The 11,951-nt window shown below is 61.2% G+C and carries 11 protein-coding genes; 5 read left to right on the plus strand and 6 right to left on the minus strand.

Annotated elements, in window-relative coordinates; translation table 11 throughout:
• Window positions 1–354: 354 nt before the first annotated feature.
• Window positions 355–2,280, minus strand: coding sequence for an ATP-dependent nuclease (locus tag IEW81_RS14270; protein WP_179691854.1), 1,926 nt, complete (start codon window positions 2,278–2,280; stop codon window positions 355–357).
• A gap of 241 nt (window positions 2,281–2,521) precedes the next feature.
• On the opposite strand from IEW81_RS14270, the gene IEW81_RS14275 reads away from it, so the two are divergent.
• The 4 genes from IEW81_RS14275 (at window position 2,522) to IEW81_RS14290 (ending at window position 5,369) form a co-directional block, all read left to right on the plus strand.
• A complete protein-coding gene (locus IEW81_RS14275) occupies window positions 2,522–3,112 on the plus strand; it encodes a recombinase family protein (protein WP_097060978.1) in 591 nt (196 codons plus the stop codon).
• 398 nt (window positions 3,113–3,510) lie between these two features.
• Complete coding sequence (locus tag IEW81_RS14280) at window positions 3,511–4,020, plus strand: MFS transporter (RefSeq protein WP_097060977.1); 510 nt, start codon at window positions 3,511–3,513, stop codon at window positions 4,018–4,020.
• A complete protein-coding gene (locus IEW81_RS14285) occupies window positions 4,017–4,745 on the plus strand; it encodes an MFS transporter (protein WP_143544678.1) in 729 nt (242 codons plus the stop codon). The genes IEW81_RS14280 and IEW81_RS14285 overlap by 4 nt, the downstream gene beginning before the upstream one ends.
• Window positions 4,746–4,919: 174 nt before the next feature.
• A complete protein-coding gene (locus tag IEW81_RS14290) occupies window positions 4,920–5,369 on the plus strand; it encodes a putative immunity protein (RefSeq protein WP_097060975.1) in 450 nt (149 codons plus the stop codon).
• Window positions 5,370–5,726: 357 nt separating this feature from the next.
• Here IEW81_RS14290 and IEW81_RS14295 read toward each other — a convergent pair whose 3' ends face one another.
• Window positions 5,727–6,521, minus strand: a complete 795-nt coding sequence (locus IEW81_RS14295; protein ID WP_097060974.1) for an SGNH/GDSL hydrolase family protein — start codon at window positions 6,519–6,521, stop codon at window positions 5,727–5,729.
• Between the two features lie 197 nt (window positions 6,522–6,718).
• Here IEW81_RS14295 and IEW81_RS14300 point away from each other — a divergent pair, with 197 nt between their 5' ends.
• Complete coding sequence (locus IEW81_RS14300) at window positions 6,719–7,486, plus strand: GNAT family N-acetyltransferase (RefSeq protein WP_143544677.1); 768 nt, start codon at window positions 6,719–6,721, stop codon at window positions 7,484–7,486.
• A gap of 48 nt (window positions 7,487–7,534) precedes the next feature.
• Here the strand turns inward: IEW81_RS14300 and IEW81_RS14305 are convergent, their stop codons facing one another.
• From IEW81_RS14305 to IEW81_RS14320, 4 genes are all read right to left on the minus strand, one after another.
• A complete protein-coding gene (locus IEW81_RS14305; RefSeq protein WP_097060972.1) occupies window positions 7,535–7,945 on the minus strand; it encodes a GNAT family acetyltransferase in 411 nt (136 codons plus the stop codon).
• Between the two features lie 130 nt (window positions 7,946–8,075).
• Complete coding sequence (locus IEW81_RS14310) at window positions 8,076–9,038, minus strand: hypothetical protein (protein WP_097060971.1); 963 nt, start codon at window positions 9,036–9,038, stop codon at window positions 8,076–8,078.
• A gap of 473 nt (window positions 9,039–9,511) precedes the next feature.
• Entirely contained in the window at window positions 9,512–9,751 is a 240-nt protein-coding gene (locus IEW81_RS14600) for a hypothetical protein (RefSeq protein WP_229671424.1), read from the minus strand.
• Between the two features lie 1,187 nt (window positions 9,752–10,938).
• Window positions 10,939–11,883 (minus strand): helix-turn-helix transcriptional regulator, encoded by a 945-nt coding sequence (locus tag IEW81_RS14320; protein ID WP_188732735.1) that lies wholly within the window; start codon window positions 11,881–11,883, stop codon window positions 10,939–10,941.
• Window positions 11,884–11,951 lie beyond the last annotated feature (68 nt).

The raw sequence follows: 11,951 nt of genomic DNA on the forward strand, positions 1-11,951 counted from the left end.
GATTGTGAGGTGTCACGAGCCTTGACCAAAGTTTCACCTGATTTGGCGACCGGACCACCCGACCCGGCAAGCCGCCGGCGTCGTTCGCCAGGTCGGCAATCCAGCGTTCGTAAGCGGGACGGTCTGCGGGCAATCCCCGGAAGCTGGCGGTTCTGACCGTGGCGGGTTACGACGGTGCCCGTTGGACTGTCCCGACATTAAGCCCGATGACGGGGCGTCATACGCTTGAGGTCGAGCACCTCATGATGATGTTTCGCAACCCATGCGTTTCGGCACCCATCGGTTCCGAGACACTCGATGTCATCGAGTGGCCCGCAGGGTTGGCTTCAAACTTCGTGCGTCCCGGGAATGCTTTCACCCTAAGACAAGGTCGCGCGCCAGCTTGATGATCGCCTCGATAGACGGTCCTGGCGTTTCTGCGCTTTCAGATGAAGCCAGTTTGTAAGTCGCGGCGTTTTTCTTGGGAGCTCCTCTTCCGCTCGCGACAATTCGAACTCGAGATATTTCCCAGTCTGGCCACTCGGCCTTCAGCACCTCTTCGAGATTGTCGTCGACGGCGAACAGGTTCTTTGTAAGCACTCCACAAGGAAATTCTTGGGCTGACTGTTTGAAGTAGGCGAGAAGCTTCCCGTTGCTCGCTGCTTGCTGGTCTTTCTCGTCTGCTTCAATTTTATCCAGCTCTGCTGGGCTCTTCGGTGGCTCGAAGTACTTTGCAGCGGCGCGTGCGCCGCTGCCTGAATCATTGTCGAACACAACAATGGACGGTATGCCTAGTCGATTAAGAATCGCGTGCGGTATAAGGAGCGTCGATTTCGAGCCGGCATCCGCGACAGCAATCCCCGAATTTTCGAGCGGTTCGGGACCAACACGTCTCGCCGCCCCCTCCAGTACTGCCTTATCCGTCGTGCCCTCTACTAAGACGACTGCGTCGCTGAACAAGGCCTCGGCGAGATTCGCTGTGCACACTTGGTCCCAGCGGGCCATCAGCGCGTCTGTTGACACGTACGTTGCCAAATCGGCCTTGACCTGCTCAAGCGACGCCTGCTTCACAACAACCTGCCCTAAAGATTCCGGACTCGATAGCCGCGTGACGCGTCTCACCTGATCGAAGTGGGACGCATTCACGAAATGTGGGCTGTGTGTCGCGTAGGCGACCTGGATTCCCGCCCGAGCATCGGAGGCCAGGTTGCGGAGGACACTTGCGAAGACTCGCGCCTGCGTCGGATGCTGGAAGAGTTCAGGTTCCTCGATTGCGAGGGTGATGACATTCCCAGCACTGTCGCCTTCGCGCCGTTCCGCGAGTAGCTTCAGGGCACCAATAAGCAATGCTCGTTGGAATCCGTGGCCCTGACGCTCGATGCTCGTTTCGGAGAGCGCGTCGACAATCGCCAACCGGATGGCCGGAGATGTCGGCTTGAGCTCGGGCGTTAGACCGGTCAGTCTGACTGATTTTCCGGCGGTGAAGGCAGCCACCTCTGCACTAAGCGCTTTTCCGAGGTCGAGCAATTGCTCGTCGAGGTGATCTGCGTTGATTGTTTTTTGACGATTCCCGAACTCTTCTGCCAGGGCTTCGTATGCGCCGTCGAGAGCCTCCCGCTGGAGCGTGCGTTCCAAGATGCGGCCTAGAACCGTCTTTCGACCTTCGATGCTTTGTTCACCCGCGCGAAGATCTGCCGAGACGAAGACAAAGTCGAAAATTCCTGAAAGAACATTCTTTCCGTTGAAACCAAAGAAGTGCGTCGAAGCCAAATTCGAAGCGGTGAGGTCGGAAGGATGGTTGGTCTCCCACTCGAGCATGGCTACATCGACCTCGTCGCCGGTTCTGCAGGCCGGCAATAGCAACTCCGGTTGGCTTTCGGCCAGTTCCGTATACGCCTTTCGACGATCGGGTTTACCCGAGATCGTGCGAATCGCCTCGAAGGCAGGAAAAACACCTCCGACGCCCGATGTTTTATCCTCGCCGGCGGTCCACGTCCGGGTAGCGCTGAAAGTCGGTGCGCCTGCTGGGGCATATTTGTCGCCCAGGGCGCTGCGGTCGCTGTCGGTCAAACGGTCGAAGGTCACTGTCACCGATATTGAGACGTTCAGATCTGCGCCAGCGAAGACGTCCTCGCTTGTGAGAGCTGACCCCTTTTCACCGTTAAAGAACCAATCCAAACTCCGCAGAACGGTTGACTTGCCAGCTCCATTCGGACCGATGAAACTCGTGACGTCATCGAATCTGATCTTTACGTCTTCAAGGCACCGAAAATTGCGGATGTGAACGGTTTGAATGTGCACTTGGACCCCCGTAGAGCAGGGTATCGAACAGGTGACGTTCTCGGAAGCGTCAAACGACCGGTCTCGTATCCCTAGGGATATGAGGCGTCTCACTTACCCGTCTCGCGCCGGGTTCCCGGTGGCCGAGAACGCTGAGAATGCGGGCGATGTTTCGGCGCGTCGATTCTCATAACTACGTCGCATAACCTCATGCTTGATCTATGGTCTACACCGATAGATATGCGAGACGCTCGGGGCTGAAGTGTCGAAGCTGATTGGCTACGCGCGGGTCTCCACTCGCCAGCAGTCGACCGACAGGCAAGAGGTCGATATTCTCGCGTCCGGTGTTCGGCGCGACGACCTGTACGTCGACCAGGGAGTCTCCGGCGCTCGAGCATCACGACCCCAGTTCGACCGCGCCCTGAACGCCCTCCAAGACGGCGACACTCTGGTCATCACCACTCTGGATCGGCTGGGGCGATCGACACAGAACATGCTCGCTTTCGCCGGAGAGCTCCGCACACGTGGCGCGGGCCTGCGCGTGCTGAACCTAGGTGGCGGCGATGTGGACACCTCGACCCCGATGGGGTCAATGCTGTTCACGATCATGGCCGCCCTCGGACAGATGGAGCACGACATCAAGCGCGAACGCGTGGTCGACTCAATCACGAAGCGGCGTCAGGCAGGCAAGGATCTTGGCGGGCGGCCACGCCTGGTCACCGATAGCCAGGTTCGCAATGCCCAGCGTCTGGTTGACGCGGGGGAAACCGCGTCCGCAGTCGCCCGCGATCTTGGAATGTCACGGGCGACGTTCTATCGCCGCTCTCGAGCGCTCAACCTCGCAGGCGACTAACTTCGGGCGTCCTAATCGTGCCCCGCATAGCCCGCCCTCACCAGACAATTTCTCGGGCGGGTCTTACGGGAATTCGCGCTTCAGGACCTCTTTTCCAAGTCGGGAATTTCTGGAATCATCTGCACCCGTCCCGGTGAAGGTCCGCTTAGCGGAACGCCGAGAGTTGCCATTTGATTTCGCGTGACGGAGTTGGGGTGGTGAGCAATGAACCGAAATGCGGAAACCTATTCGTCCTACCTCGAGGGTCGAACGGCTTTGCGAGCGTCGAGGTCCTGGCATCGGTCCCGATAGGCTCCGGTCATGTTCTCAGCTCGTGATTGATCGGTGGCGCCTCTTGCCGGCGGCTTGACCTATCTTTCATTGCGCCCTCCTGCGCCTTTTCTGCTTGGAGCTTTCCCATGCCTTCCTTACGGAATGCACGTTCCATCGACGTGCTCAAATTGCCTCATGTTCCTTTTACCTTCCTGAGTGCGCTCATCGGACGATCGGCCTATGCGCTCGTGATCCTTCCTCTTCTCTTCACCGTCCAAGCGACAAGTGGCTCCGTCGCCACCGCGGGGATCGCTATAGCTGCGTATGGTGCCACGGCTTCATTTCTCGCGCCTTTTCGGGCGCGCCTGATCGATAGGCTCGGGCGCAGACCGGTTCTGTTACTTCTCGCAGTGGCCTTCGGTGGAATGCCCCTCGCGCTTGCGATCGGTGCTTCCGTGGCGTGGTCGGGCGTCACGATGGTGATCTTTGCAGCACTCGCCGGGTCTGTGGCTCCGCCTTTGGGGCCAGCAATGCGCGTGGCGTGGTCTGGGCTGGCGAAAGAGCCGGCGTTGTTGCGAAAGGCACTCAGTTTCGATGCAGTTGTGGAAGAGCTGCTGTACCTTGTGGGCCCGGTCGCGGCGGGCTTGCGCTCGTGATAATCGAGCCGGGCCTCGCTTTGCTCGTTGCTGCGGTGCTCGTGGTTCTCGGCACCGGGCTCTTCGTGTCTAGTCCGGCTATCAAACAGTCACCGCGCCGTCAGCACGCCGGGCCATCGATTCCGGGATCCTCCGCCCAGCGGCCATGCACACTTCTTGGGAACGCGCATTACATCAGTCTCCTTGTGCCAACTTTGGTGGCCGTGCTGGTGTCGGGCAACTTGACGATTGCGATTCCAGCTGTATTCCCAGGCGCCGACGGTGCAGCGGCGGCCGGGATTGTGCTCGGTCTGTTCGCCGGAGGCAGCGCCGTGGGCGGGCTGATCTTCGGCGCGGCGCGAATACCGGGGCGTGCCCGCTTTCAAGTCATTGGACTTGCGACGATTCTGGTCGTGCTCTCCTCTGCGGTCGGCCTGACCGGCAACATCGTAGGGATGACCATCACAGTCGTGGCCGCCGGTGCCTTCTTCTCACCCGTGACGATCGTGGCCTATTTCGCTGCTAATGATTACGGCGTAGATCACCGCAAGACCGAGTCGACAACATGGGTCAACACCAGCCACAACATAGGTGCGGCTGCCGGAAGCGCTCTGGCCGGAATCGTGATCGAACTCGTAGGGGTGAACGCATCATTCCTCGCCATGGGCGCGATAGCCGCGGTCCTTGTCGCTGCGGCATCCGTTCTCGCGTGCCGTCCGCTCCACGAGCCATCACGACAGGCGTGAACTGCAGACTCTCGACCAGACGAGGGGCATAGTCAAGTTCCCTAGGCTGGTCGCCTCCGACCGACCGAGTCTGCCGTTCGTTTACGGGACTTTCAATCACCTACGCGTCCGCCTTTCCGATGCAACCGGCCACTGGTCGATCTTTGCGTGCGTGTTTGCTGAGATGATCGGGGAGTGAGCGAAGGACGGAAAGCGAAGTCGGCAAGCCCTGAGCTGCTGATCCATCACGCGATCGCGCTCTGGGCCGCGAGCGGCGCCGAGCCCGCACTACCGACCTTCGAAGAACTACGAGCTGACGACGGTCGGCCGCGCGCAGCGATTGCAGCACTGTGCGCGTTGGAACTCGGGGAGATTCCCATGACAGCACGTGGCACCGCGGCGTTCGCAGCTCACGCGGCTGCACGTGACGCGAGCGAAGCCGACGCCCCGGCCGCCGTCGCGGCTGCGCGTGCGGCCGGTCAGGCCTGCGCGATGGCGCACAAGTTCGACCACACTCCGCACGCGGCGACCTGTGCCACGAAAGCTGCGGGCTTGCACGGATTGGGTAAAATCGATCGGCTTCGCAAAAGGTCCGTAGCGAAAGCGGATCCGCTCCTGACACCGCGGCTGTCCCGTTGCCGTTAGGCAGCGGAATCGGGTCCCATCCGAGAAGCGAAACGCCGTTCCCGCGCGTTCGTACCGTGGCCGCGGCCCCCATGCCGATCCAGCTCGGTCTGATCAGGACGAGTCGTCTGCCGCCGTCCGACAGCTGGGACCGCCGGACGTCGGAGTCGTCGAGCGCCCGCAGGCGATGCACTCAGTAGACTCCTGCTCCCGGGCTTAAAGTACGGCGGGTGCGAGTTCTTCAACATGATCGACTGGCGCGCAGAACACCGCAGAACCGGCGAGGGCCCCGATCACTCGGGGCCCTTCCAGATTCGAGCCTCACCGCGCCGGCCATGGCGGCGCCGGACGGGTCGGGTGCGGGCCTCGGCTGCGGCGCTACAAGACCGCCCGGATGGCCGCCGCGTACGCCTGATAGCCGGCGGGGGTCGGATGGAATGCATCCGGACCAGCGAAATTGACCCAGGAATCGGCATCGCCGATTGCGTGACCTACGAAGGCCGCGGAAACATCGACGTAGCCGATGCTCGCGTTCGGACGAGCTGCCTGGGCCTGGGCTACGACACCTTGGATGGTCTGGTTCAGCGACACCGTGGCGCTGTTGACTTGGTTGATCAGCGGGTTGGCAGAGGGAGCGAAGAGAATCGGGTAGCCGGTCACGACCACGCGGGCGTTCGGGGCCGCGACCGCGACCTTCGCGTACGTCGCGGCCAGACGGGCTTGCAACTCACCGGAGTAGAGCAATGCCCCGGCTGAGGAGATGGCCGCCCCGCAGGTCGCCACGTCCGCCGTGGCGCACGCCGCCGCGACCCCGGCGACGTTGAGGTCGTTGCCCCCCACGGTCAGGGTGACCAGCGTGGTCCCCCGGTTCAGTGCCGACAACTGGGTGGAGATGACGTCGATGGTCGTGGCCGAGCTGCAGCTGACGTTGCGCAGTAGGTTGGTCCCCTTGACCGCATCCAGCAGCGCCGGGTAGCCGTTCGGGCTTTGCAGGCAGCTGCCCGTGTAGCCACCGCCGCCCTGCCCCGCCGCGTAGGAGTCGCCCAGGGCAACGTATTTGTTGACCGGGGCAGTGGGCGCGGCAGAGGCCGGAAGCACACCGGCAGCGACCACTGCCGAAACGGTGAGGACAACGGCAAAGGCGCTAGACAGGAATCGGGTTTGTGGTCTCATGTTGTGACCTTAGTCTCACCTGGGCACGCAGCATAGGAGGATTTCGGGCGCCGCTTCAGCACGTCCAGGGAAGCGGCCCGGCGCGGCGCGCTCGATGAGTGTCGTGAAGACTCATCAGACAGTTGGGCAGGGCAAGCGCCGAGCAATATGACCCTCCGATTCCGCGGCCCGGGCGGCGGCAAAGTCCGGCATAAGAGTTGCTTGTTCGCGTCGCCTGTGCGGTCATCCCGGCGGTTCCCGACGAGACCTTTGCACCCAAGGCAACCGAGAGCCTGGTGACACTCTGTGGCGAGATCGAGAAGGAGGAGCGGGTGGAGACCAACCGAGGATGCCACCCTGGGCTGGTAGCTTCACCTGGTCGAAAGAAAAACCATGGAGCAGTAACCTGCATGGCATCGCTGCCCCGGCTTGCGAGCGCTGTTCGTCAAGTTACCTTCGGAGTCATGTGGAGAACTATTGTTCGACAGGCGACGGCCGATGATCTGGAACTTCTTGAAGCGATCGAGAATGAAGCTGACGCGCTGTTCGCGACCGTGTTCTCGACAGTCGGCTCGCGGCCTGCTCCTTCTGATGCGCAGCCACCGCAGCGGAGTGGCTTCATCCTCGTGGCCAATGACAACCTGGGATCGGACCCGATCGGGTTTGCCCACGTCCTCAAAATGCTTGGCAGCAGTCATCTCGAGCAACTGTCGGTCAGGCCGTCGGCGGCGCACCGCGGGCATTGGCGCGCTCTTGTCGAAGCAGTCAAGAGCGAATCGCGACTGCGCGGATGCAAACGGGTCACCTTGCGAATGTTCGCGGACGTTCCATGGAACGCCCCCTTCAACTTGAGCTGTGATTATACCGAACACGGTCCCGATCCTGATTTTCTTCGAGATCTGTTAGCGGCAGAGCAACAGCGGGGGCTTGGGTGCGGTCGGCGTATTCAAATAAACTTCGACCTGGCTGATGAACTGCCCCGATAACCGTTGCCCCTACGGGACATGGGCACGTCAAAATCGGGACTTCACGAATCAGGTCAGTCGCTTCGACCGCACCTGAACGTTGGCGTCTTCGTAGCCGAGGTGTTCATAGAAACCGAGTACTGCTTCATTGGTCGAGCGGACCATGAGGTGAACTTTCACGGCGCCGTGTTCGCGCAGCCAGTTTTCCGCGGCCGACATCAGTTGTGCTCCCAGGCCGGTCCCGCGCCGGTTTTCCTCAACGGCCAGGTAATACACCCAGCCGCGGTGTCCGTCGTGGCCGACCATCACGGTCCCGATCAATCGGTCATTGTCGAACCCTCCCAGTACGGTCGATGTGACGCCGTCGAGTGCACGCTGCAGGTCAAGTTCCGGCGGATTCCACGGGCGGGTCAACCGCGCTCTGACCCACAGTGACGTCGCTGCCCCGATATTTGCCGAAGTCAGATCGCGAATTTGCATGACCCTAGTGTGCTGTCGTCACCCTTGACCTCGTGGTTAAAGTTTTCCGCTTACGGGCCCCCGATCGGGTCGAGAAGTGGTCTCGAGCGCCCTTTCGCGAGGGCGGAAAACCTGTCCGCACACCGTCGGCTCACCGGAAGGGAATTGACGATCTCAGCACTGGGACTGATTCAAGTCCAGCGTCGTTGAGTAGCGTGCGCGCAGTTCGCTCTCGTTCAATCGCGCCTTCTCCAGGCCCGACCCGGACTGAGGTGATGGGCAACTTGCGACGTTCGAAAGAACTGTAGTTGACCAACTCTTCGCTGGCCGCCACGAGTGGCATGAAGCGTTTCGCTCCGTACTTGCCATTGCCGGTCTGCGCGAGGTTAGGGAAAGGTGGCTCGACCGCGATTATGCGAATCTCGTTTTCGTGAGCGAACGCGACATGCTTGATAGCTGCGACCGTCGCAAGGTAGACGTACGCGAGGGCGTTCTGCATTCGCTTTTCGTCAGAGACTCTTCCCGCGGCCAGGTTCGAATACCAGCCGAGCGCGAAGGAGATAGTCTCCCAAATCTTGTTGTCGACGCGCTCAGTCCAGTCGAGGTCGAAGTTCCCGTACTGGATTTGTCGCCAATAGAGCGTGGGGATGTAGTCGGGCTGGAAGAGTTGAGGGCTACCGGGAGGGGCAAGTATGCGGAACTCCGCATCTGGAGCGAATCCGATCGCTAGCCCTGGCTTGTCGCCGCTGGCGTAGAACTTCCAGTGTTCAAGGCTGTCACCATGAATGGTGGCGGACACAAAGAAGAATTCGAGAGTGTTCGCCAAGCTCTCGACTTCATCGAGCCAAGAACTGATGAGGTCGACAGGAATACCTTTGACAAGGCGAGGTACGGACTGCTCCCACGCCGCTCGAACAGCCGATACGCCAAAACTGATTTCGGACGTGTCGTTGAGCGCTCGATGTGACGAGGCCCAGAGACTTTTGCTCGCGAGAATGCCGCGCAATCCCGCCTCATCTGTGTAGTGCCACGCTTCGTCGAAGTTCTCACCGCGTCGCTGCTCGGGATAGTCAGAGGGCGCCAGCCACGGCTCTCGCAATCGACGGTCGATCATGGACGTAAGCCTATGGGTGCTCTACCAGCACCAAGACGTATAAAGGCCGATGTCGCTCCGACCATCGCCCGTCACTCGAAGTCTGAGTGTCGAGAAGGGTCCGGCTTGCGGGCATCGGACGCGGCTGCGTTCGGGATGTTGAGAAAATACTCGGGCGTCCAGGCTCAGCGTGGCTTCGGCGCACGCTTTCGTATTCTCCGGCGGAAGGGACTCCTTGCCACGCTCGACCTTTCCCGCCAATATGTCTTTGGACGGGAGCGCCCCCGGCTGCTCCGTTCGGAGGCTGCATGAGCGTAGTGCGCAACAAGTCGAACAGGATAATGGTCGTCCAGGCGGGCCGTGGTCTATTCCCGCGCCAACCCGCTTCAGCAGTCCTGGTGGCCGGGGCATCGATCGCGATTTTGGTTTTGCTCGGCGGGTGTACCTTCCCTGAAAACTATGACCACTACGCGATCTTCGACCGGGAGCCGGAACTAGCGGACGCGCCTCCCCCCGAGCTTGCCGATCAGGAACTTTCTAGCGTCGACGTCGACTCTTTTCGCTTCGCCACCGAGTACGAGGGCGACCGCCTTTACCTGGCCAGAGAGAGTGATCGTGTAGGGGGAATCTGCCTTCTCGTTTATGGACCCGGGGATGCTGGCGTGACGGCGGCCTGCAGTGGCGGCAGTTGGGTTGATATGCGCAGGGCCGGCGCGGATGCGTATCACGTTCACTCGGATGCCGCCCTACCGCCCCCCGGCTATAAGGACATAACGGAGAACATTTCGGTCCGGACGGATAGAGGCTAATTGATCCCATCTCCAGCGATGTCGCTGGACCGTTACCGTCCGCGGCGTTACGGCTGATCGCGGCCATCGCGACCAGCGCCGTTGCCGTTGCCGCTGCGGACGACAACGACCCCCCCCCAGACTGAGACGAGGACCCCACGGTAAGGACCAGTCGCGCGTAGTGCTCACTGATGAGTTCAATCACGACTGTTTCGCTTGGAGCGCTGACATTCCAGAACGACTTGTCGCCGTCCTTGTTGAATGTTCCGGCCCATTTCCCCGGTATCGCCAGTCCTGGGGCGCGGAGTCCTTTGGGTTCCTGATTTGCGCCGGGGTCGAATGTTGCACCGCGGACGTGGTTCAACGGGATTTCGAGTTTGCGCGTGAAGGACCAGAGTTTGTCCAGTCCCTGTGGCTCAACAACAAGCGTTGTGTCGGTCAGAGTGATGATGTTCATGCGGGTTCCTTTGTTGTGTCTTCGTCGGTATGTGATTCGCGGGCGCGCTCGAGGAGTCGCTCCCCGAGAGACTGCGAGGTGTGCTTGGAAACCCCGCCCGACAGAATGTCGAAAGCGATGGATCGAATCTCGGGGACATAGGATCGGGATAACTAGGAAGTGCCATGCGACGATTTCCACTCGCTTTTCTGCCGCTGATTCTGCTGCTCCCTGGATGCTCCGGGTCCTTCGCTGGTGGGTATGACCGTGTCGTCGGCGAGAGTGACGCTTGGGGTGTCAGCGTCGCAGATCCGAGGGTCGATTCGCTCGGTGAATGTCACGACGACCCAAGCGTGGAAACTGCAGCCCTGAGCACGGACCTGCCGTCGTCCGCCTATGGCTTGCGGCTCGTACCGGGGTCAACCGAAACCGACGCTCTGCGTCTGGCTGACTGCCTCGCCGATGCCCGCACCAGCGACACGATAACCATCAGTTCACCAGCTCAGTAGCTGGCCCTGCTAAACGCGCAGGGTTGGGAGCAGCCGCCGCGGTCGGCCAGGCCTAAATTCGCAAACCAGTCTCACAACAAACACCTGCAAGGTCGTCCGGCGGGGCGCTTTCATCGCCGGAGTACCTCCTATCTTGAACGTCCCGTAAGCCGGACGATCAACGGGCATTGCGAGTGCGGGTCCCGCGCCTACGGCCCATTGCGCTTTACGAGCGCGGCGCCGAGGCGCATGAGCTCCGAGCGCACGGATGCCGGCTCGAGAACGTCAATGTATTCGCCCCATCCCGCGAGGCCACGGGCGAGCATGATTTCGGCTGGCGCACTGATTCGCACCCTGGCTTGGTGGCCGTCGATCGCGGTGTCCTCCACTGCCAGCTCGCCGAACTGTTCACGCAGGAAGGGCACGATCTCGGTATTTGTGACCACGATCGTGGATGCGCTCTCGCGCTGCTGATTCACGTCGCATACGACGCGATTCCATGCCTCTGCGAGGTCGAAGTCATTCGGGCGGTCGGCGGGCTCGTCCGTGACAACAGCCCAGATGATCCGCTCGATGCGAAATGTGCGCTGGGCGCCATCCACGCCGCCGAGTAAGCACCACACCTCATTCTTCTCGACCAGACCCCACGGGTCACAGAGCCTTTCGACCGGGTCGCGGTCCCAACCCCGGTAGCTCAGACGCACCTTTCGGCGCTTTATGACAGCGGCTTGGAGTTCGGTCACGAGTGGTGGCTGTGCGCGGTGGGGCTGGCCCCACCGCGCCGGGTCAATCACGACCGCCTCTGCCGCCGCTTCGGCGTCCGTTCTAAAGGTGTCGGGAAGAGCGTGCACGAGTTTGCGGAGCGCCGACTTGGCCTCTGGGTCTACGAATGCTGCTGACCCGACCAGGAGGAATAGCGCACGCGCCTCAGCCGATGTGAGCCCGCTCAGGTCGGTGCGAGCGCCGCCGAGTAGGTGCCACCCCCCGCCGCGGCCGGCCTGTGGGTACACGGGAATTCCCGCCGCTGACAGTGCTTCGAGATCACGCCTCGCCGTGGCGACGGATGTCTCAAACTCAGCAGCTACTTCCTTCGCTGTGACGCGTCCCCGCGCCTGCATCAGCAGCAGTGTGGCGACGAGGCGATCTGCGCGCATGAATTAATTGTCGCAAACAAAGTAGTCAGAAGGTGAGCACTTTACTGGTGGAGACTGAAATCACCTGA

Source organism: Salinibacterium xinjiangense (assembly GCF_014645015.1).
GTDB lineage: Bacteria > Actinomycetota > Actinomycetes > Actinomycetales > Microbacteriaceae > Rhodoglobus > Rhodoglobus xinjiangensis.

Bases quoted from the DNA above. Each gene is read 5' to 3' on its own strand.
- IEW81_RS14280 (WP_097060977.1), top strand. From the start codon at position 3,511: ATGCCTTCCTTACGGAATGCACGTTCCATCGACGTGCTCAAATTGCCT.
- IEW81_RS14295 (WP_097060974.1), bottom strand. From the start codon at position 6,521: ATGAGACCACAAACCCGATTCCTGTCTAGCGCCTTTGCCGTTGTCCTC.
- IEW81_RS14305 (WP_097060972.1), bottom strand. From the start codon at position 7,945: ATGCAAATTCGCGATCTGACTTCGGCAAATATCGGGGCAGCGACGTCA.
- IEW81_RS14310 (WP_097060971.1), bottom strand. From the start codon at position 9,038: ATGATCGACCGTCGATTGCGAGAGCCGTGGCTGGCGCCCTCTGACTAT.
- IEW81_RS14320 (WP_188732735.1), bottom strand. From the start codon at position 11,883: ATGCGCGCAGATCGCCTCGTCGCCACACTGCTGCTGATGCAGGCGCGG.